This is a genomic window from Streptomyces megasporus (genome assembly GCF_000718985.1).
Classification (GTDB): Bacteria; Actinomycetota; Actinomycetes; order Streptomycetales; family Streptomycetaceae; genus Streptomyces; species Streptomyces megasporus.
Genome location: NZ_JODL01000022.1, coordinates 60,930 through 81,989, shown reverse-complemented (window position 1 = coordinate 81,989; position 21,060 = coordinate 60,930). Strand labels below are relative to the sequence as shown.

The 21,060-nt window shown below is 74.2% G+C and carries 20 protein-coding genes; 10 read left to right on the top strand and 10 right to left on the bottom strand.

The genetic code is table 11. From position 1 onward, the window contains the following. From IF47_RS0118910 to IF47_RS0118900, 3 genes are all read right to left on the bottom strand, one after another. The coding region (locus tag IF47_RS0118910; protein ID WP_031510037.1) for a cation transporter at positions 1-539 on the bottom strand (539 nt) is incomplete at its 3' end. Positions 540-636: 97 nt separating this feature from the next. Further along, on the bottom strand, positions 637-954 hold the full coding sequence (locus tag IF47_RS0118905) for a heavy-metal-associated domain-containing protein (protein ID WP_031510036.1): 318 nt from the start codon (positions 952-954) through the stop codon (positions 637-639). Positions 955-1,522: 568 nt separating this feature from the next. Further along, entirely contained in the window at positions 1,523-2,128 is a 606-nt protein-coding gene (locus IF47_RS0118900) for an adenosylcobinamide amidohydrolase (protein WP_031510035.1), read from the bottom strand. 354 nt (positions 2,129-2,482) lie between these two features. Between IF47_RS0118900 and IF47_RS0118895 the strand changes: the two genes are divergently transcribed. Together IF47_RS0118895 and IF47_RS0118890 are read left to right on the top strand one after the other, a co-directional pair. Next, complete coding sequence (locus tag IF47_RS0118895) at positions 2,483-2,701, top strand: hypothetical protein (RefSeq protein WP_031510034.1); 219 nt, start codon at positions 2,483-2,485, stop codon at positions 2,699-2,701. 110 nt (positions 2,702-2,811) lie between these two features. Then, positions 2,812-3,564, top strand: coding sequence for an HAD family hydrolase (locus tag IF47_RS0118890; protein WP_051717871.1), 753 nt, complete (start codon positions 2,812-2,814; stop codon positions 3,562-3,564). Between the two features lie 46 nt (positions 3,565-3,610). Here the strand turns inward: IF47_RS0118890 and IF47_RS0118885 are convergent, their stop codons facing one another. From IF47_RS0118885 to IF47_RS0118875, 3 genes are all read right to left on the bottom strand, one after another. Then, the gene (locus tag IF47_RS0118885; RefSeq protein ID WP_031510032.1) at positions 3,611-5,341 is read right to left on the bottom strand and encodes a SpoIIE family protein phosphatase; all 1,731 of its coding nucleotides are present in this window, start codon (positions 5,339-5,341) and stop codon (positions 3,611-3,613) included. Between the two features lie 175 nt (positions 5,342-5,516). Further along, positions 5,517-6,422 (bottom strand): aminoglycoside phosphotransferase family protein, encoded by a 906-nt coding sequence (locus IF47_RS0118880; RefSeq protein WP_031510031.1) that lies wholly within the window; start codon positions 6,420-6,422, stop codon positions 5,517-5,519. A 124-nt stretch (positions 6,423-6,546) separates the two neighbouring features. Continuing rightward, positions 6,547-7,953: an FAD-binding oxidoreductase gene (locus IF47_RS0118875; RefSeq protein ID WP_051717870.1), complete on the bottom strand. Its 1,407-nt coding sequence runs from the start codon at positions 7,951-7,953 to the stop codon at positions 6,547-6,549. 215 nt (positions 7,954-8,168) lie between these two features. Here IF47_RS0118875 and IF47_RS0118870 point away from each other — a divergent pair, with 215 nt between their 5' ends. The 5 genes from IF47_RS0118870 to IF47_RS0118850 all read left to right on the top strand — a co-directional run bounded on the left by IF47_RS0118870 (position 8,169) and on the right by IF47_RS0118850 (position 12,627). After that, the gene (locus IF47_RS0118870; protein WP_031510029.1) at positions 8,169-9,107 is read left to right on the top strand and encodes an ABC transporter ATP-binding protein; all 939 of its coding nucleotides are present in this window, start codon (positions 8,169-8,171) and stop codon (positions 9,105-9,107) included. 1 nt (position 9,108) lies between these two features. After that, positions 9,109-9,882 carry an ABC transporter permease gene (locus IF47_RS0118865; RefSeq protein WP_031510028.1) on the top strand — a complete coding sequence of 258 codons (774 nt, stop codon included), beginning with the start codon at positions 9,109-9,111 and terminating at the stop codon, positions 9,880-9,882. A gap of 44 nt (positions 9,883-9,926) precedes the next feature. Beyond that, the gene (locus IF47_RS0118860; protein ID WP_031510027.1) at positions 9,927-11,210 is read left to right on the top strand and encodes a sensor histidine kinase; all 1,284 of its coding nucleotides are present in this window, start codon (positions 9,927-9,929) and stop codon (positions 11,208-11,210) included. After that, positions 11,203-11,919, top strand: coding sequence for a response regulator (locus tag IF47_RS0118855; protein WP_078591957.1), 717 nt, complete (start codon positions 11,203-11,205; stop codon positions 11,917-11,919). Before IF47_RS0118860 ends, IF47_RS0118855 begins: the two co-directional genes overlap by 8 nt. Positions 11,920-11,985: 66 nt before the next feature. Then, entirely contained in the window at positions 11,986-12,627 is a 642-nt protein-coding gene (locus IF47_RS0118850; protein ID WP_031510025.1) for a GNAT family N-acetyltransferase, read from the top strand. 41 nt (positions 12,628-12,668) lie between these two features. Here the strand turns inward: IF47_RS0118850 and IF47_RS0118845 are convergent, their stop codons facing one another. From IF47_RS0118845 to IF47_RS0118830, 4 genes are all read right to left on the bottom strand, one after another. Continuing rightward, the gene (locus IF47_RS0118845; protein WP_031510024.1) at positions 12,669-13,100 is read right to left on the bottom strand and encodes a VOC family protein; all 432 of its coding nucleotides are present in this window, start codon (positions 13,098-13,100) and stop codon (positions 12,669-12,671) included. Between the two features lie 55 nt (positions 13,101-13,155). Then, complete coding sequence (locus IF47_RS0118840; RefSeq protein ID WP_031510023.1) at positions 13,156-14,088, bottom strand: amidohydrolase family protein; 933 nt, start codon at positions 14,086-14,088, stop codon at positions 13,156-13,158. 53 nt (positions 14,089-14,141) lie between these two features. After that, a complete protein-coding gene (locus tag IF47_RS0118835) occupies positions 14,142-15,872 on the bottom strand; it encodes a SpoIIE family protein phosphatase (protein ID WP_425423619.1) in 1,731 nt (576 codons plus the stop codon). Positions 15,873-16,070: 198 nt separating this feature from the next. Continuing rightward, a complete protein-coding gene (locus IF47_RS0118830; protein ID WP_031510021.1) occupies positions 16,071-16,892 on the bottom strand; it encodes an SAM-dependent methyltransferase in 822 nt (273 codons plus the stop codon). Between the two features lie 383 nt (positions 16,893-17,275). On the opposite strand from IF47_RS0118830, the gene IF47_RS0118825 reads away from it, so the two are divergent. Genes IF47_RS0118825 through IF47_RS0118815 form a run of 3 tightly spaced genes read left to right on the top strand, consistent with a single transcriptional unit; the run spans position 17,276 to position 21,051 of the window. Further along, complete coding sequence (locus IF47_RS0118825; RefSeq protein ID WP_051717869.1) at positions 17,276-17,950, top strand: RNA polymerase sigma factor; 675 nt, start codon at positions 17,276-17,278, stop codon at positions 17,948-17,950. Next, entirely contained in the window at positions 17,951-18,817 is an 867-nt protein-coding gene (locus tag IF47_RS0118820) for a hypothetical protein (protein ID WP_078591956.1), read from the top strand. A gap of 26 nt (positions 18,818-18,843) precedes the next feature. Continuing rightward, positions 18,844-21,051, top strand: a complete 2,208-nt coding sequence (locus IF47_RS0118815; RefSeq protein ID WP_031510018.1) for a hypothetical protein — start codon at positions 18,844-18,846, stop codon at positions 21,049-21,051. The last annotated feature ends 9 nt before the right edge of the window (positions 21,052-21,060 follow it).

Genomic DNA, 21,060 nt, shown 5'->3' with positions numbered 1-21,060 from the left:
AGCGACCAGCCGAAGGCGGCGAGCGTCCCCAGCGAGACCAGGGTGTCCATGGTGGCGGAGCCGTGCCGGAGGTTGGTGAGGGCCGCCTTGTGGAAGGGCCAGGCGGCGTAGGTGACGACCGGGGCGGCCAGCGTCAGGGACAGCCACTGCCAGTAGGTGAACTGCCAGGCCGGGACCATGGCCATCGCGATCACGGGCACGGCCAGCGCCACCGCGGTGACCAGCCGCTGCCGCAGCGGTCGGAGTTCGTCGTCGCCGTCCGTCCCCGCCGTCCCCCCGCCGGTGTCGGTGGTGGTACCGGTGGGTTCGGGGGCGGGCGGGGTGGCGGTGTAGCCGGTCGCCTCGACGGTGGCGATCAGGTCCTCCACGCCGATGTCCGGGTGGTGGGTGACGCGGGCCTTCTCCGTGGCGTAGTTGACGGTGGCGGTCACGCCGTCCATCCGGTTGAGCTTCTTCTCGACGCGGGCGGCGCACGAGGCGCAGGTCATGCCGCCGATGGCGAGTTCGACCTCGACGCTTTCGTCGACGTGGGTGGTCATCGCTGCTCCTCGATGGAAGGGGCGAGGGGAGGGGGAAGGGGCCGGGCCCGCCGGTGTGCGGGCCCGGTACCGGGGAGGGAGGAAAGCGGAGGGAGGGTCAGGCGGCTCGGCCGGTGAGCTCGTAGCCCGCCTCGTCGACCGCCTTGGCCAGCGCGGCGTCGTCGGGTGCGCCGTCGGTGGTGACGGTGACCCGGCCGGCGGCGACGTCCACCTCGACGGACAGGACACCGTCGAGTCCGCCCACGGCCTCGGTGATCGTGGCGGCGCAGTGACCGCAGCTCATGCCGGTGACCGCGTAGACCGTGGTGCGACCGGTGCCCGGCTCGGCCGTGGCCCGCGAGGTGTCGGACGAGCGGCAGCCGCCGTCGGAAGAGCAGCAGGACGAGGTTTCCAGGGGCAGGGGTTCCGAGCTCATGACTTCTCCGAAAGAGGCGGACTCATGGATACCCAGTGGGGGTATCCGTTGACGCGCTCATGTATACCCCCTCCCCGTATCTTTGGCAAGCAGTGACCGACGATCCGTGGATACGGGGCGGGGGTATGAGCCTCCGCGTCGAGTTCGCCCGAGCGGAATCGAGAGTGTGGTGCCGGGGGCGCCGCGCCGAGGGGTGCCGCGTTCGCCGTCGCGCGCGCCGGACGCGCCGGGCACGGGGAAGCGGGCATGAAAAGGCGCCGACCAGGTCGGGGGGAGGCCTGGCCGGCGCCGTCTGTGGGGTGTGGATGCCGGTGATGGCGGTCGCCTACGCGGCGAGTGGCTCTGCGAGGCTTCAGCCGAACGATCGTCCTCGCAGGCAATGGGTGAGGCCCGGGGACACTGTCCCACCACCGACATCCACGGTGGGTACAACCACCATCCCTTCCGGGACATTCCGGCCGCACCGTCCGATTTCGGTGTGATCCCCGATACTCGGGGTGCCGAGGCTCCCCTGTTCCGCCGTTCCGCGTGGGGTGCGTGGGGGAGGGGCGGCGGCTTCAGGCGCCCCTCAGTCCGCGTGGCGGACCGCGCGCTCGCACGCCCGGCGGGTGCTCCGGTGCACCGCGCGGGCGATCCGGGCGCCCCACGTCGAGCGGGGACCGGCGAACGGCTCCGCCGCCCGGCCCTCCTCCGGTCGTGGGGCGGCGACGCACACGGCGTCGGTCGGGGTGCCGGAGGCGTCCACGCCGGCGTCCCGCAGAGCCTGCACCTTGGCCTCGGTCGCGGTGGCGACGGCGTTGACCAGCGCCGCGTCGGAGAGCGGAACCGGCACGGACACCACGATGTTGATCGTCCCCGCGGGGGCCGGACCGGGGCGGCCGGGCGTCGGATCGGCCGCCCAACCGCGCACCCCGATCCCGGCGGTCACCAGGGCCTCCACCCCCTCGTCCGCGGCCCAACAGCGGTCGCCGACGGACGCGGCCGTCATCAACCCCACGCCCGGTCCCGACATCCCGGCGTCCGCCGCCAGTCGGGACAGGTGCGCCGCGGGGTCCAACCGTCGGTAGCCGGGCGGCACCTGTGCGTTGAGGACCCACCGGCGCTCTCCGACGCCGCCGCCCAGCAGCGCGCTGGAGATCATGCGCCGGCCCCCGCCCGGAACCCACAGCAGCATGGGCCAGGTGCCGGTGCCGTCGGGTTCGGCGCGGTGGAGCAGCGGAAGCTCCCCCAAGGCGGACAGGTCGGAGACGGTGACGGGCATTGCCGCACCCTAACCGGCCGCCCGACGACCGGACGCGGCCGGTGCCTTGGAGGGGACGGCCCCGAGCCCGGTGGACGGGAACACCGCGCGGAACGGCGCCGACGGGGCGCCAGGCGCGCGCCGAGGGAGGTGACACCGTGCGACGGGGATCGGCGCCGCGAACCGCCCCCCGGACTCCGTCGACGACCACCCGGGCTCGGGCGACCGAACGCGCACCGAACACGCGGAGTACGGCTGCCGCGCAGTGTGCGCGGGTATGTTCCGTCCATGACTGATGTCGTGGACGCAGACGAACTCCTCCGCCGTATCCGGGTCGCGCGTGACCGGGCCGCGGAGCGGGAGGCCGAATTCGGCGAGCGGGCCGAGACGGGCAGCGGCACCGAGGCGACGACGGCGGGCATCAACCGTGTCGCCTTCGCGGCGGTCCGCGAGGCGCTGGACGAGATCATCAATCCGGGAGCGCACCCCTTGGATCACTCCGGCTGAACAGGGCCGATCGAACGGGGTACCGGAGGCCGGCCGGCGAGCCCCGGCGGCCGGCTCGGCCCCGCGTGTGCCGGCCGGGTGGTCGGGTCTCGTCCGGGTAAGCGGTCGGCATGTCCTTCGCCGCCGTGATCTTCGACTTCTTCGGAACGCTGACCCCGAGAACGCCCCCCGAGGTGTGGGACGAGCACGCCGCCCGCAGCGCGGCGCCGCTCGGGATACCGCCCCGCGCATGGCGGGCGGCGCTCGACGACTCCTTCCCCGAACGGGCCGTCGGAGCCCTGGGCGACCTGCGACGGACCCTGCGGACGCTGGCACGCCGCTGCGGAGCCGAGCCGGACGAGGCCGCGTTGACCGCCGCGTGCGAGGCCAGGCGCGCCGCCCAGCGGGAGCTGTTCGTCCCGCGCGAGGACGCCCTCGCGACGCTGGACGGCGTACGGGACCGCGGCCTGCGGGTGGGCGTGCTCAGCGACTGCACCGTGGAGTTGGCGGAGAGCTGGTCCTCGCTGCCGGTGGCGTCCCGCGTGGACGCCGCCGTGCTGTCCTGCCTGGAGGGACGGCGCAAACCCGATCCCGAGCTCTTCGCCACGGCGGCCCGCCGGCTCGGCGTCCGCCCCGATCGGTGCCTGTACGTCGGCGACGGGAGCGGCGACGAACTCCGGGGTGCCGCCGCCTGCGGGATGACGGCGGTCATGCTGTGCGCTTCGGACCCGGAGGACGGCGCCGTCCGCGCCCGCCGAGCGGCCTGGACCGGGCCCTTCCTGACGGCGCTGTCCCGGCTCCCGTCCGTCCTGGACGATCCGTCCGCGCTCACGACCGAGCCCCGACGGGATTCGCCGGCCGGCTCCGGCCCGCGGCCGGGATGAGGAGCGCCGCCGCACTCGGGCGCCACGCTCGGAGGACGGAGCCGGGTCAGCCGCCGCGGGCGGGCACCCGCACGGCGAGCAGGGCGATGTCGTCGTCGTTGTCCGCCGGCCGGACGCGCTCCAGGAGCAGGTCGCAGAAGACGTCGAGGGGGCGGGTGGCGAGCGCGGCGGCATGCCGGCGGAGCTTGGCCAACCCCTCGTCCAGCGAACGCCTCCGCTCCTCCACCAATCCGTCGGTGTAGAGCACCATGGTGGTCAACGGCGGCAGCGGCACGACGACGTCGGTGCGGACCGCCCCCACGCCGGTGCCGAGCAGGAGACCGTGCCCCTCGTCGACGTAGCGGGTCCGCCCGTCCCGGCCGACCAGGAGCGGCGGCAGGTGACCGGCGTTGGTGCCGCGCACCCGCCACGTCCCGCCCGCCGGCTCCCCGACTCTTTCGAGATGGGCGAACAGCATGGTGGCCATCGGCGCGTCGCTGAGGGGGACCAGCGCCTGGTCGAGCCGGCTGACGACGGCGCTGGGCGGCTGCCGATGGTCCCAGGCGAACGCGCGGAGCATGTTGCGGACCTGCGCCATGCCGGCCGCGGCGTCGAGATCGTGGCCGACCACGTCACCGACCGCCAGGGCGATCGTCCCGTCGGACAACCGGAAGACGTCGTACCAGTCGCCGCCGACCTGCGAGGCGTGCGGGGCGGGCAGGTAGCGCACGGCCAGCTCCAATCCCCGGATCACGGGCAACTGGGGCAGCAGGTGGCGCTGCATCGTCTCGGCCACCGCCCGCTGACGTTCGAACAACTGGGCGTTCTCCATGGCGAGGGACGCCCGGCGGGCGATGTCGTCGACCAGCGCGAGTTCGGAGACGACGAAGGGCTGCCGGTGACCGCCGCGGCCCAGGGTGAGAGCGCCCAGCACCCCCCGTGGGGCCCTGAGAGGGACGACGGCCGCGGAGCGGATGCCCGTCGCCCGGAACAGCTCGCGCTGGACGGCGGCGACGCCCGAATCGGCCTCCGCGTAGTCCTCGGGCCCCATCAGTGTCGAGGGCGCGCCGCGCAGCACGCGCGTCAGCGGCATGGGAGAGTTCTCGGGCACCGCCGGCATCGGCCCCTCCAGGTCCTCCCGGCGCGTGTACTCCTCCCCCTCGCGGTGGGACACCCTCCTGCGCCGCAGCTCGCCCGTCTCGGTGAGCAGGTCCACCACCATCCAGTCCGCCAGTCGGGGCACGGTCAGGGACGCCAACCGGTCCAGCATCGTCTCCACCTCCAGGGTGGTGGAGAGCGTGGTGGTGGCCTCGGCGAGCAGGGCCAGCCGCTCGACGAGGCCCAGGAGGCCCGTGGACCGCCGCTCCTCGCTCTCCTCGTCCTCCGGGACGCGGAACTCGTGGAAGAGCAGCAGTGCTCCGGCGGCGTGCCCGCCGATCCGGTACGGGGTGAGCAACCAGGAGACCGGCAGCAGCGTCCGGTCCCCACGGGCGAGCCACTCCTGTTCGCCCTGGTCGGTCCGGCCGCGCATGAGGGCCTGTGCCAGCCGGCACTCCGAACGCTGCACGGTCATCCCGCCCTCCCGCCGGTGCAGCAGATCGTGGGCGTCCCGGCCCAGCATGTCCTCCGCGCGTCGGACGAGCAGCTCCTCGGCCCGCGAGCTGACCGCGACGATCCGACCGTGGACGTCCACCAGGAAGGCCCCGGCGTCGACGGCCTCCAGTACCTCCCCCACCCCGGGGCTCGTTCCCGCGTCCTCCGGTCCCCGGCGGGGGCCGCTGCCGCTCTCCGCGGTCATGCCGAGACCTCCTCGCGCTCTGCGGATGTGCAGAAAGCTATCAACCGAGAGGGGTAATGCGGGCATTCCTCTCAAAGGTAACTTTCATCTGATCCGAGGCGGCAGGTCCGAGGCGGCGATCCCCGTGGCCGCGCCGGATGGGGCGCGGCGGGGCGGTCGGGGGGAGCGGTCGGCGTCAGGCGGCGCCCCGGTGGTCGGCGAGGACCTCCTCGATCGCCCGCCGGGCGACGGCGGCGAGCGCGGGATGGGTGACGCGGTAGTAGGGCAGGGCCACGAGACCGAAGCACAGCGCCCAACCCCGCCCTCGCCCCCAGGTCGCGTCGTCGACGTCGGCCGCCTCGCGGAACACCTTCCGGGTCTCGGCGGTCAACAGCGTCCAGGCGGGCATCGTGTCGCACGCGGGATCGCCGATCCCCGTCCCCCCGAAGTCGATGACGGCGCTCAGCCGGCCCCGCCGGGCCAGCAGGTTCCCCGGAAGCAGGTCACCGTGGACCCACACGGGCGGTCCCTCCCACCGCGGCAGCCGCAGAGCCGCCTCCCACGCCTCGGCCGCGGCCTCCGTGTCCACCGTGCCGTCCGCCGCCAACTCGCCGAGCGCGGCACGGACATCGCCGTCACGCGAGCTCAACGGCCCGCCCCGGAAGGACGGCGGAGCGCCGTCGGCGTCGGCCCTCCGCAGGGCGGTGACGAAGCGCCCCAGCTCCACGGCCGCGTGGCGTGGATCGGCGAGGGGTTCGTCGAAGACGTTCTCGCCCTCCAGCCAGCGGAACACCGACCAGGGCAGGGGATATCCCTCACCGGGGACGCCCCTGCCCAGCGGCACCGGCACGTCGAGCGGCAGCAGCGGGGCCAGCCGGGGCAGCCATCGCTGCTCCTTCTCCACTTGGTGGGCCGCGCCGGGCTGCCGCGGCAGGCGCACGGCCAGGTCGTCCCCCAAGCGGTACATCGCGTTGTCGGTGCCGGCGGAGCGGACCTCGGCGACGGGCAGCTCGGCCCACCGGGGGAACTGCGTGGCGATCAAGCGGCGGACGAGCGGGGCGTCGATCTCGATCTCGTCGGCGTGCATCCGCGCGTCGGGCATGGGGAGGCTCCTCCGTCGGGTGGGTGCCCGAAGCGGGCTCCCCCATGTCAGCCCCTTGGCACGTGACCTGTCCACTCCTTTTCGACCGGGCCGAGGGGGCGTGCTCCCGGTGCCGGTCCCGCCGTCACGCCGGCTCGATGTTGTGGTTGAAGTGGAAGACGTTCTCGGGGTCGTACCGGGCCTTCACCTCCGCCAGCCGCCGGTGGTTGTCGGGGCCGAAGCCGGCGACGAGGCGGTCCTCGCCCTCGCGGCCGATGAAGTTGAGGTAGACGGCGCCGATGGACCACGGCTCGACGTCGGCGCGGGCGTCGCGCACCCACCGCCTGCCGCGCTCGTCGTCGGCCGGGTCCTCCCACAGCCCGAAGGGGTGGACCACCCACGGCGCCCGGCGCCACGGGATCGGGTAGTGCGCCGGCCCCCGAGCCACCGCGCCGCCCTGGGGGAACAGCACGTGCTGGGACGGCGAGGGCACGATCAGGTCGGCGGCGCGGGCGCAGAAGCGGTCCACGGCCGGGTCCGGGAAGGAGCCCAGGTACTCCGCGGACCAGTAGTTCCGGTAGCCGGGCGGGTCGTCGAACAGGCACTGCAGGTCGGCGTAGGAGCACTCGGTGGCCATCTCGGCGTCGGGGCTCAGACCGAGCACGGGCTCGGCCACGTCGCGCATCTCCTGCGTCTCTCCCGCATAGGTGATCAGCACCCCGCAGGCGAGCCTCCCGACCATGTCCCCGGGCACGAAGTCCTCGGGCGGCGCGGTCATGTGGATCACCCCGCCGCCGACCTCGTCCGGGGCGGCCTCCAGGAAGTCGCGGTAGACGCGCACCACGTCGGGGCCCGCCTCGGGCGGCCACAGCAGCAGGGCCGCGGTCACGACCGGAAGCGGGTGGAGCCTCAGCGTGAACGAGGTGGCCACGCCGAAGTTGCCCCCGCCGCCGTGGAGGGCCCAGAACAGCTCCGGGTTCTCGTCCTCGCTCGCGCGGACGGTGTCGCCGTCCGCGGTCACCAACTCGACCTCCAGCAGGTTGTCGCTCGCCAGGCCGAACTTGCGATCCAGCCAACCCGCCCCGCCGCCGAGCACGAACCCGCCGACCCCGGTCGTCGACACCCGGCCGCCGGTCGTCGCCAGACCGTAGGGCTCCGTCGCCCGGTCGAGCCGGCTCATGGTCGCGCCGCCGCCCACCCGCGCCGTCCGGGCCCGGGGATCGACCGTGACCGCGTGCATCCGTCGCAGATCCACGACGAGACCGCCGTCGACCAGGGCCATGCCCGCCACACCGTGCCCGCCGCCGCGGACCGCGATCTCCAGGCCGTTCTCCCGCCCGAAACGGATCGCCTCGGCCACGTCCCGCGCCGTCTCGCACCGGGCGACCACGGCGGGACGCCGGTCGATCATCGCGTTGAAGAGCGTGCGGGCCTCGTCGTAGTCCCGGTCGCCGGGCGTGATGACATCGCCCGCCAAACCGCCGCGGAAACCGGCGAGGACCGTGTCGTCCACGGTGTGGGACGCGGTGTGGGATGCGGTATGGGATGCCATGTCGCCCCCTTCCTCGGGGCAGCGGTCATACCTTCCTCCCACCGTAGTCCCGGGCGGTCCCGGCCGCGAACCCCCACATCGGACACCGGGCGGGACACCGGGCAAGACGTCGGCGGCCGGCGGACGGTCGTACCCCGCCATCGACCGATCGGTCGATGCGTCTTCGAGCGCGATGGCCGATGTCCCGCGCCTCCGCCCTCCGGAATCCTCGACGCATGCCAGTCATCGAAGTGAACGGCCTGACCAAGACCTACGGGGGCAGGACGGTCGTCGACGGAGTCTCCTTCACCGTCGAGGAGGGCGAGATCTTCGGCATCCTCGGCCCCAACGGCGCGGGCAAGACCACCACCGTCGAGTGTGTCGAGGGCCTGCGGAGCCCCGACGCCGGAACCGTCCGGGTCGCCGGGCTCGACCCCGTCGCCGACCACGACCGCGTCACCCTGCTCCTGGGGGCCCAACTCCAGGAGAGCGAACTCCAGGCGAAGATCACCGTCCGGGAGGCGCTGGAGCTGTACAGCGCCTTCCACCCCCGCCCCGCCGACTGGCGGCCGCTCGCCGAGCGGCTCGGGCTCGTCGAGCGGCTCGACACCCGCTTCGCCAAACTGAGCGGTGGCCAGAAGCAGCGCCTGTTCATCGCGCTCGCCCTCGTCGGCGACCCCCGGGTCGTCGTGCTCGACGAGCTCACCACCGGGCTCGACCCGCGAGCCCGCCGCGACACCTGGCGGTTGATCGAGGACGTACGGGACTCCGGTGTCACCGTCCTGCTCGTCACCCACTTCATGGAGGAGGCCCAGCGCCTCTGCGATCGGGTCGCGGTCATCGACAAGGGCCGCGTCGCCGCGCTGGACACCCCGGCCGGTCTCATCGGCCGCACGGCCGCCTCGACCATCGTCTCCTTCACCCCCTCGCGCCCCCTCGACGAGCACGAACTCGCGGCGCTCCCCGACGTGAACTCCGTGACGCGCAAGGGCGACCGCGTCCACCTCGGCGGCAGCGACGAGACCGTCAACGCCCTGCTGTCGCTGCTCGCCCGGCACCGCGTCACCGCGGGCCAACTCCGCGTCACGGACGCCACGTTGGACGACGCCTTCCTCGACCTCACCACACCCGCCACCGCACCCACCACCGCGACCACCGACCGGGAGGAGGCCTGAGATGGCCGACACGACCGCCCCCGCCCCCGCCGCCCCCGGCGCGTCCGCCGCCGTTCTGAGGACCGAGGCGAGACTCTTCCTGCGTGAACCGGCCGCCCTCTTCTGGATCGTCGCCTTCCCGTCCCTCCTGTTGACCGTGCTCGGCCTGGTCCCGCCCTTCCGGGAGCCGTCGGAGGACCTCGGGGGTCTGCGGGTGATCGACCTGTACGTCCCCGTCGCCGTGCTGCTGTCCACGGTCGTGGCGGGCGTGCAGGTCCTGCCGAACACCCTCACCGGTTACCGCGAACGCGGCATCCTGCGCAGGCTGTCCACCACACCGGTGCGCCCACGGGCGCTGCTGACGGCGCAGCTCGCCCTGCACGGCGCGACGGTCCTGGTCTCCGTCGTGCTCGCCCTCGCCGTCGGCCGGCTCGCCTTCGGTGTCGCGCTCCCCGAGCAGCCCCTCGGATACCTGCTCGCGCTGGTCCTCACCGCGTTCGCCGGGCTCGCCCTCGGCGCGACCGTTTCCGCCCTCTCCCGCACGGTGAAGATCGCGCAGACGATCGGCACGATCGTCTTCTTCCCTGCGATGTTCACCGCCGGTGTCTGGGTCCCCGTGCAGACCATGCCCGACCTGCTGCGCCGCATCGTCGAACTGTCACCCTTCGGAGCCGCTTCCCAGGCCCTGGACCGGGCGGCGGCGGGCGAGTGGCCGGCCTGGACGCACCTGGGGCTGACCGGCCTGTGGGCGCTCCTGCTGACCTGCGTCGCGATCCGCTGGTTCAGATGGGAGTGATCGAGGGAGTGAACGGGGAAGCGGCACACGGCATGCTGTCGACCATGACGACCGAGCAGCCCCCGGTCCCGGCCCCTGGCCCGGCCCGGACCCCGAGCCCCGCCGAAGGGTGGGAGAAGTTCTTCCGCTGGGGCCCCTACGGCCTGTTGGCCCTCGGCACCGTGATGACCGCGGCCACCGCGGGCCAGTTGATGTCGACCGCCGGAACGTACGCGGCCGGGGCGGTGACCGCGTGCGCGCTCGCCCTGGAACTGTGGTGGAGCCGGACGCGCCCGGGCCGGCCGGAGCGGGACCGGGCGGCGCGCGCCTACTACACCGTGCGGACCGCGCTGGCGTTCGTCCTCTCCTGGCTCAACCCGTTCTTCGCGGTCTACGCGGTGATCGGCTACTTCGACGCGCAGAAACTGCTGCCCGTGCGGTGGGTCCGGCCGGGGCTGTTCGCGACGGCCGTGACGATGGCGGCCTCGCAGTCCGGCGGATTCCCACCGGGATCGGTGACGCAGTGGGTGGCCTTCGGCGTGCTCTACGCGCTCCACGCCGGGCTCGCCCTGGTCTTCGACCACCTCGCCGGAAGGGACGCGGCGGAGGCCGAGGCCAGGGCCGCCACCATCGCCGAACTGGAACGCGCCAACGCCCGCCTGGAGCAGGCCCTCGCCGAGAACGCCGGCCTCCAGGCCCAACTCCTGCTCCAGGCGCGGGAGGCCGGGATCAACGACGAACGGCGCCGGCTCGCCGCCGAGATCCACGACACCATCGCGCAGGGCCTGACCGGGATCATCACCCAACTCCAGGCCGTCACCGCCGCCGAGGACCCGCGGTCCGCCCGCGCACACCTCGACCGCGCACAGGAGTTGGCCCGCCGGAGCCTCGGCGAGGCCCGCCGCTCCGTACAGAACCTGGGCCCCGCCGCCCTGGCGCACGACGCGCTGCCCGAGGCCCTGGCGAAGACCGTCTCCGAGTGGGGCGAACGGACCGGCCTGCGGGCCGAGTTCACCGTCACCGGCACGGCGGAGACACTGCACGACGAGATCGAGGCCACCTTGCTGCGCATCGCCCAGGAAGCCCTGAGCAACACCGCCCGGCACGCCCGAGCCGGCCGCGTCGGCGTCACCCTCTCCTACATGGACGGCGAGGTCACCCTGGACGTGCGCGACGACGGCCGCGGCTTCGACCCGACCGTCCCACCGCCGCGCACCGCCTCCGGCGGCTTCGGCCTCGACGGCATGCGCGCCCGCGCCGAACGCCTGGCGGGAACCGTCGACATCGAGTCCGAACCCGGACAGGGCACGGCGGTGTCGGCCCGCGTACCGTTGGTGCGCCATGGCTGAGAGAACCGAGAGAACCGAGAGAACCGAGAGAACCGAGCGGACCGAGAGAGGCGAGCGGACCGGACGGGCGATCACCCTCCTCGTCGTCGACGACCACCCCGTCGTCCGCGACGGGCTGCGCGGCATGTTCGAGACGTCCCCCGCGTTCGAGGTGCTCGGCGAGGCGTCCGACGGGGTGGAGGCCGTGGACCTCGCCGTCCGACTCGATCCGGACGTCGTCCTGATGGACCTGCGGATGCCGGGCGGCGGGGGAGTGGAGGCCATCGCCGAACTCGCCCGTCGAGGCGTCCGCGGCAAGGTCCTCGTCCTCACCACGTACGACACGGACTCCGACACGCTGCCCGCGATCGAGGCGGGCGCCACCGGCTACCTCCTCAAGGACACCCCGCGCGAGGAGTTGTTCACGGCGGTCCGCGCGGCGGCCGAGGGACGCACCGTCCTCTCCCCGGCCGTCGCCTCCCGCCTGGTCTCCCGGGTCCGCACACCCGCCGGCGGCACCGGGGCGCCGCTCAGCGCCCGCGAACGCGAGGTCCTCGCCCTCGTCGCCAAGGGCACCCCCAACCGCGAGATCGCCCGACTGCTGTTCATCAGCGAGGCGACGGTCAAGACCCACCTCACCCACCTGTACGCGAAACTGGGCGTCAACGACCGCGCGGCAGCCGTCGCGGCGGGATACGACCGCGGCATCCTGGGCGGCCCGGAACGCTGACGCCGTGTGGGCCGTGGTCAGCGCAATCCGTTCGACGCCCGCCGGCCCCTTTGGCAGGCTCCCGCCATGGAACCCACCGTCTGGCCCCTGTACGGCCTGAGAATCACCACACCACGTCTCGAACTGCGCCTTCCCGACCTGGACCTCCTGTCCGAACTGGCCGAGGCCGCCGCGGGCGGGATCCACGACGAGGCGCGGATGCCGTTCAGCGTCCCCTGGTCCGACGCGAGCCCCGAGGAACGGGGAAGGGCGACGTTCCAACACGTCCTGGGGACGGTCGCGAACCGGAACGCGCGGGCGTGGACGTTGAGCCTGGCCGTGCTGCACGGCGGGCAGGTCGTCGGACGACAGGACCTGAGCGCCGACGAGTTCGCCGTGACCCGCGAGGCTGAGACCGGCTCGTGGCTGGGCCTGGCCCACCAGGGTCAGGGCATCGGCACCGAGATGCGGGCCGCGGTGCTGCACCTGGCGTTCGAGGGGCTCGGCGCGCACTGGGTGACGTCCGCCGCGATGACGGACAACCCGGCCTCCCTGGGGGTGTCGCGGAAGCTCGGCCACCGGCCGGACGGCCTGGCCGTGGTGTCGGTGGGCGGCGAGGCCCGCACCCTGCGACGGCTGCGTCCGGACCGCGAGACGTGGGAGGCGCACCGCACGGTCCCGGTCGAGGTCGAGGGGCTGGAACCGTGCCGGACGCTCTTCGGGGTGTAGGGCGGCGCCGCCGGCCCGCCTCGGGGCGGTTCGGAGTGGTTTCAGGATGGTTCGGATTCGGAGACGTCGCGGCCGTCGAGGTAGTGTGCGCGGCCGTCGTCGTCCAGGTCGATCGGACCTCGGGGGATGACGCAGAACTCGTTCCCCTCGGGATCGGCCATGACGAGGAAGCCCCCTTCGGCGTACCGGTCCAGGCGACGGCCACCCAACGCCTCGATCCGTGCCTGCTCGGCGACCGGATCGGGTGAGGAGAGGTCGAGGTGGACACGGTTCTTGCCGACCGTGGGCTCGGCGACCTTCTGGAAGCCCACCACCGGACCGTCGCCGCGGGCGAGCCAGACGTACGGGCCTGTCCGCGCCCCGATCGGCCGGCCCAGCAGCCGGGACCAGAACGCGGCCACCCGCTCGGGATCGACGCAGTCGACGACGATGGCCGTGATGTCCAAACGAGGGTCCGTGTGAGGGTCCGTCATCCCTCGATTCTCCCGGAGCGGCGGGTTCGGCGCCCCGCGCCGGGCCGCCGAGCCGTCACAGGCCGAACAGCCGGGCCGCGTTGTCGTGGCAGACCGCGCGCAGCCAGGCCGTGCCCAGCCCGGTCCGCTCCAGCGCCTCGAGCGCGTCGGCGTAGCCGTAGGGGATGTTGGGGAAGTCCGTGCCGAGCAGGACGCGGTCCCCGAGGTCGGCGAGGCGGGGGAGTTCACCGCGCGGGAACGGCGCGACGGCCTCGGTGAACGGGGTGAACACCATGGTGGTGTCCAACGCGACCCGGTCGTGCCGCTCGGCCAGGTCGAGGAACTCGGTGTACTCCGGCGTTCCCAGGTGCGCGACGACCAGCCGCAGCCGGGGATGCCGGGCGAGCAGCGCGGCGATCGGCTCCGGGCCGGTGTGGGCGGTGGGCACCGGCCCCGACCCGCAGTGGGTCACCACCGGGACCCCGCTCTCGGCCAGCAGTCCCCACGCCTTCTCCAACGTCGGGTCGTTGGGGTCGAACCCGCCCACCTGGATGTGGCACTTGAACACCCGCGCGCCCTGCTCCAGCGCGCGCCGCACGTCGTCGGACGCGCTGGGCTCGGCGAAGAACGTGGCCGTGTGCAGACAGTCCGGCGTCCGTGCGGCGAAGTCGGCGGCCCAGTCGTTGAGCCACCGCGCCATGCCCGGCTTGTGGGGGTAGAGCATGGAGGTGAACGCGCGGACCCCGAAGCCCCGCAGCGTCTCCAACCGGCGCTCCTCGTCGGCCCGGTAGGCGATCGGCCAGGGGCGTCCGACGAGCGGTCCGGGCGCGTCGAAGTAGGCCCACACCTTGGCCAGCAGGCGCTGCGGCATGAAGTGGGTGTGGACGTCGATCAGGTGCGTCAGGCCCACCCGCCGTCGGAACGCCGCGACCCTGGCCCGTTCCTCCCCGTCCCGCTCCCCGTCCGGGACCGGCTCCCGCCTCCCGGCGCGCTCGGTGTCGTCTGGCATGCCCGCCACTGTAGCCACCTGTGACCACTGCCGTGACCGCCGGGACGGTCGCCTCAGCCGCGGCCGGGCTCGCCGGGCACGCGCACGGCGAGCAGGGCGACGTCGTCCTCGTTGCCGGCGGGGCGGGTGCGGTCGAGCAGCAACTCGCAGAAGGAGTCCAGGGGACGGTGGGCCAGCGCGGCGGCGTGCCGGCGGAGCCGGTCCAGCCCCTCGTCGATGGAACGGCCGGGGGACTCGACCAGACCGTCGGTGTAGAACACCACGGTGGACAGCGGCGGAAGCGTGGTGGAGGCGTCGGTACGGGAGGGGCTGACGCCCGTGCCGAGCAGGAGACCGTGCCCGGCGTCCAGGAAACGGGACCGCCCGTCGTGGCCGACCACGAGCGGCGGCGGGTGTCCGGCGTTGGTCCAGCACAACCGCCACTGCCCGTCCTCGGACTCCTCCAGCCGGGCGAGGACCATTGTGGCCATCGACGCCTCGGTTATCTGCACCACCGCCCGGTCGAGCCGTTCGACGATCACGCTGGGCGGCTCCTGCTGGGACCAGGCGTAGGCGCGCAGCATGTTGCGGACCTGCGCCATGCCGGCCGCGGCGTCGAGGTCGTGACCGATCACGTCCCCGATCACCAGGGCGGTCGCCCCGTCGGGGAGGACGAAGGCGTCGTACCAGTCGCCGCCGACCTGGGCGGCGTGCGGCGCGGGCACGTAGCGCGCGGTCATCTCCAACCCCGGCACGCGGGGCAGTTGCGGCAGCAGGTGACGCTGCATGGTCTCGGCGATCCGCCGCTGCCGCTGGTACAGGCGCGCGTTGTCCAGTGCGAGTCCGGCCCGGCGGGTTATGTCGTCGAGCAGGGAGAGCTCGGCGGCGGTGAATGCCCTGGGCTGCTCGGAACGGCCCAGGGTCAGGGCGCCGAGCACATCCCGCAGGCCCCGGATCGGCGCGATGGCCGCGGAGTGCATGCCCGTGGCCTGGAACAGCTCGCGCTGCGCGACCGCGACGCCCGAGTCCGGGGGGCCCTGGTAGTCCTCGGGACCCGCCAGGGCGGAGGCCGCCCCGCGCAGCGCCCGGGACAGGGGCATCGGGGACTCCTGCGGCACCGGCGGCATCGGCCCCTCCAACTCCTCCCGGTGTGTCAGGGTGCCGTTCTCGTGGTGCACCACGGCGGTGCGCCACACCTCGTCCCTCCCGGTGATCAGGTCCACCACCGCCCAGTCCGCCAGGCGGGGCACCACCAGCCGCACCAACCGCCGCAGCGCCTCGTCGACGTCCAGGGTCGAGGTGAGCCGTGTGGTCGTCTCGGCGAGCAGGGCCAGACGGTCCAGTTCCGACAGCGGCGCCGCGGGGTCGCCGGGTTCGGCCCCGACGGCGTCGGAGGAGGTGGGCGCGTGGAGCAGCACCAGCGCGCCCGTCGTCTCCTCGTCGAGCCGGCAGGGGGTGAGCAGCCAGGACAGCGACGACAGGGTGCCGTCCCCGCGCTCGAACCACTCCCCCTCGCCCTGTGCCGTCCGGCCGCCGAGGAAGGCCTGCAACATCAGGCACCGGGCACGGGGCAGCGTGTGCCCGCGGTCGTCCCGGTGCAGCAGGCTGTGGGCGTCCCGGCCGACGAGGTCCCGGGCGGGCCGGGCGAGCAGCGTCTCGCCCCGGGCGCTCACCCCGACGATCCGCCCCTGGTCGTCCACCACGTACGCCCCCGCGTCGGGGAGGTCCGACAGTCCGCGAAGCAACCTCTCGGCCGTCTCGGTGGACCGCTGTCCGGCGTTTCCGCCGGTCCCTTGGGCGATCACTTCCGGACCTCCTCGTCCCCGCACTCGTCTTCCGCTGCTCACCTTCCCACGAACGCCGGGCGCAGCCGGACGGAGGTCACCGTCCGGCCTCACGGCACGGGCCGGCCCGCGGGCCGCGCGACCGCCGGACGGTTCCCGCGCGGAGGGGACGGGCGAGGGGGAACGGCCGGGGGCGCCTGCCCGGCGCCCGCGCGGCTCTCAGGGTTTGCGGGCGACCGCGGCGTAACAGGCCGCCTCGGCGTCGGTGATGTCGCCGAGGTCGTCCTCGGGATCGGGACGCCAGCGGTGGGAGGTGGTGACGCCCGGCTCCAACAGTTCCCAGCCGTCGAAGAACCGGGCGAACTCCTCCCGGGTGCGGGCCTGTCCCGGCGTCCCCGCGGCGTGGTAGGCCTCGACGAGGCGGGCGATGCCCTCCGGGTCGAAGTCGGGCGTGACATGGCTGATGGCCAGGGTGCTGCCCGACGGCAGGGCCTCCTTGAAGAACTCGACGATCTCGTGCGCGCGGGTCTCCCCGGGCACGAAGTGCAGCAGCGCGTTGAGGCTGAGCGCCACCGGCCGGTCCAGGTCCAGGGTCTCGCGGACCTCGGGGGTGTCCAGCAGCGCGGCGGGGGCGGTGACGTCGGCGTGGGCGTAGGCGGTGCGCCCGGCCGGATGGCTGCGCAGCAGGGCCTGGGCGTGCGCCAGGACGATGGGGTCGTTGTCGGCGTAGACCACCCGTGACTCGGGCGCCACCTCCTGGGCCACCTCGTGGAGGTTGGGGGAGGTGGGGATGCCGGTGCCCACGTCGAGGAACTGGCGCATCCCGCCGTGGGCGAGGTGGCGGGTGGCGCGGTGCATGAACCGCCGGTTGGCGCGGGCGGTGACCAGGATCGAGGGGAAGACGGCCATGGCCCGCCCCGCGGCTTCGCGGTCGGGGGGGAAGTTGGTGTGGCCGCCGAGGTAGTAGTCGTACATGCGGGCGGAGTGCGCCCGGTCCAGCTCCAGGTCGATCACGCCGTCGTCGGCAGCCGCGTCGGACACCCTGATCCCGCCTTCCGTGTCGGTCCGTCACCGTCCCGCGGCCCGGCCGGGCCGGTCGCGCCCCGCTCCTCGTGGCCGTCCCGTGATCGGTCCGGCCGGTCGGAGCGACACCAACTCCCTTTGAAGCGTGGCTCTTTGGGAATCGACCGTGTACTGTACCGTCTCCCCCCACCGGCCGTGAGGGTCATCGCGTCATCACTTCGGGCCTCCTCCTCGCGGGAGCCGCCCCGGCCGTACCCACCACCCGACCGGCCGGCGGGCGGAGGCCGAGCCTCCGCGCGGAGGACCGTCCTCGCGACGGAGCGCCACGCGGGCCGGCGAGACAGGACACCCGTGACCGACGAACCCGACCAGCAGACTCACGGAGCCGGGAACAACCCGAGGTGAACACACCCGACAACGTCCCCATCGACGTGGACGACAGTCCCCCGGGACCGTCCATCTCCCACCGGCGGATGACACTGACCTTCGACGCCTTCCACGAGTACCACCACAGACTCTGGCTGAGGTACACCCGAACCCAGGTCGGCGACCGGGCCGCCACGGAGGCGGTCGTCGAGGCCGCCTGCCGCAGGCTGCTGCTGGACTGGAACCACGTGCTGGAGCAGGAGTCCGTCGCCGCGTACGCCTGGGCGGTCCTCAAGGAGCACATACGGGACTGGCTGACCGAGCACGGCCGGGAACCGGCCCTGGCGGAGACGGCCGCCTTCGACGCGGCCTGCGCCGCGCGCCTGCTGCCCGAACTGCGGTACGAGTACCGGGGACACGACGAGGGCGGCGAACACGGCGGCGAGCACGAGGACGAACACGGCGACGAACACGGCGGCGAGTACGCGGCCCTGGAGAGGGGGATCGGCCTGTACTCGGCCATGGCCGAACTGCCCGAACGCCAGCACGACGCCATCGTCCTGCGCTACGTCCTGGGTTGCACCGACGAGGAGGTCGCCGAGTACCTGGGGTGCGGCCGGGCCGCCCTGCGGTCGCACGTACGGCACGCCAAGAGGAAACTGGCGGCCCGACTGAACCTGCGGCGGGACCAGAGGACGGGAGAGCGGTAAGTGCGCGGCACCGACGGGCATCGGACGATCGACGTGTTGCTGGAGGACGCGGAGGTCCTCGGCGACGCGTACGACGACTACGACTCCGCCGCCGCCCGCGAACGCATCGCCCGAGGCACGGTCGACGCCCGGCCCCCGGTCCCACGGCACCCGCCGCCGTCCCGACCGCCGACCGCGCCGGGCCCGTCCCCCGCCGCGCCCGCCGGGACGGGGCGGTACCGCACCGTCCACGAACAGGCCGCTCACGACCTCGACCTGGCCGTCTCCCTGGTGGTGGGCGCGTCCGGCGCGGCGGACGCCCTCGCGCGGCTGGTCGACCACCGGCGCGCGGAGCCCGAGGGGGCGCTGGTCTTCGCCTGTCTGCTCCATCTGGTCGGTCACCGTGAGGCGGCCCAGTTCTGGTGGCAGTTCGCGGCCGGCGGCGGCAGCCGCACCGCCGCCTTCTGCCTCTACCTCCACCACCGGCGCCTCGCGGAGTTCCGGGACGCCGACCACTGGCGCGACCAGGTGGACCGGTTGGCGAGCGCCCGCCGCGCCACCCCCACCGCCGCCGTACGGGGCCCGAGCGGGTTCCTCCTGCCGGGCGCGATCCGCCGGGACCTGCTCCGTCAGTGCCACCGCGGGCGGCATCTGAGGCTGCCGCCCGCGGTGGAGGCCGTCGTCAACCGGCTGCGCGTCACCGGCGACGACGAGGACTTCGGCGAGATCCCCCGGCCCGACCCCGGTCTGCCCGCCGAGCTCGCCGCCGCCCGGCGGCCCCGGCACGGTCAGGGCGGGGGAGGCGCCGGGCGGGGCGCCACCGCGACCGCTTCCGCCGCCGGTGACCGCGTCGGCCCCTGTCGGTGGGGTGGTGCGGACTCCCGGTGAGCGACGAACGGACCGGGAGGGACGCCGTGTCGGCGAGACCGCGGGAGATCGACCGGGACGCGCCGGAGCACGCGGGCGGCCTGACGGACGACGTGCTCGCGCTGCTGCGCGCACTCGCCTCCGACGATCCGGCGGAGCGCGAGAGCTCCCTGGAGGAGCTGCGCCGAGCCGTGTGCCACCAGGGCGACGTCCACGACTCGACGATCGCCTGCGTCCCGTTCCTGTACGTCCTGGCCGCCGACCCCGCCGTCGGCGACCGCGGCGAACTGATCGACCTCCTCGTCGACATCGGGGACCGGGACCCGTACGACGAGGACGAGGACGAGGATCAGGACGACGAGGCGACGATCGCCTGGCGGGCCATGTGCCGGAAGGCCGGGGACGCCGTCCGGGCCGGGGCCGATGTGCTCCTCTCCCTGGTGGACGACGCCGACCCCGGCGTGCGCCGGGCGGCGCCCTTCGCGCTGGCCCTGTTCCACGGCGACGGGGCGCGCGTTGTGTCGACGCTCCGGGAGCGGCTGCCCTCGGAGCGGGACGCCCCGGCACGTCTGGCGTTGGTGGACGCGGTGGAGGCGGTCGTCCGACGACACCCGGAGGCGGCCGACGACGCCCTGGCGCTGCTCGAGGAGTTGTTCCACGACGGCACCGAGCCCGTCGAACGGCTCGCGGCCCTCGCCCGGCTCCTGTCCCACGTCCCCGAGCGGCTGCCCGTCGGGGTCGTGCCCACCGTCGTCGACCTGCTCGACGGGATGCGCGAGCGACCGCTCCCTCCCACAGGCCCCGACCCCGACCCCGATTCCGCCGCCGACTCCGGCTCCGCCCCCGAACGGCCCGCCGGCGGCACGCACGCCGCCCGGCGGGAGGAGCCGGAGGACGATGAGCACGCCGAACGTGTCACCGGGGAGGTGGTGTCCCTGCTGCGCGTTCTGCACGACGTCCTGGACGATCGGGTGGCCGAACGCACCGAACTGGTCCTCCACCGACTCCGCGCCGCCGGCCGGAGCGAGCGCGTGGACGCCCTGTGGGCGGCCTCCGGGTTGGTGCGCGGCCTGCGTGGCGCGCACCAGGAGGTGGTGGAGGCGGTCGGTCGGGACCTCGCCGATCCCGCGTCGAGAGGAGTCGCCGCCGCCGTGCTGAGGCAGTTCCCCGACCTGGCGGCCCCCGCCGCCGACCACCTGGCCGCCGCCGTGGCGGCGGAACCGGGAGGCGGCGTCACGACACGGCCGAGCGGCGCCGTCGGGCTCGCCGGCGCCCTGGCGACGCTCGCCCGGCTGGGCGACCCCCGCGCGGTGCCGTACCTGGCCGCCGCCCTGGAACGCCCCCGGCTCCCCGAGGATCTGGGCGGGGCGATCGGGGAGTTCGGCGACCACGCCGCCCCGCTGGTGCCGCTGCTGCGCCGGCGACTGGCCGGGACGCCGCTCGGCGAGGACGCGCACGCCCCGACCGTGACGGCCCTGTTGTCGTGGTTGACCGCGCTCACCGCGCTCGGCGCCGGCGACGCCCTCCCGGAGGTGCTGCGGGTGCTGCGGGCGTCGCGCGAGACACCGGGGAAGGGGAGCGCCGGGACGCGTCGGGAGATCCTGCGTGCGGCCCTGCGCGCCGTCGAGTCCCTCGGCCCCGCCGCGCGCGAGGCCGTTTCGGACCTGCGGGCGCTGCTGTCCGAGCCCGGTGTGGCCGTGGACGCCGCCCGGGCCTTGTGGGCGGTCGAGGGGGACGCCGAGGCCGTCCTGCCCGCGCTGCGCACCGCGCTCGACACCGGGGACGCGCGGAGCCGGCGTTCGGCTGCCTCGGCTCTGGGGAGGATGGGCCCCGCCGCCGCGTCGGTCGCGCCCCGACTGCGCGAAGCGGTGGCGGCCGGCGGGGGGACGCGGTTCCGGGCCGCCGCGGCGATTGCCCTCTGGCGGACGGCGGGGGACGCCGAGACCGTCTTGCCGGTCCTGTGCGAGGCATGGGAGGGCGACCCCCGCCTCCGAGGGACGGTCGCCGACTGCCTGACGGAGATGGGCGCCGCCGCCGCGCCCGCGGCGCCCCTGCTGCGTGCCGAGCTCCTCGAGGTGCGTCGCGTCGGCCGGCGGCAGGACGCCGACGGCACCCTCGACGGCACTCTTGACGGCGACTTCGACGGCGACCTCGACAGCGATTTCGACGTCGCCGCCGACGAGGCGCTGCTGAGGGCGTGCCGCCGCGCCCTGGAGTCGGCGGAGTCGGCGACGCCCACCGCGGAAGGGGGCTGAGGGACCGCC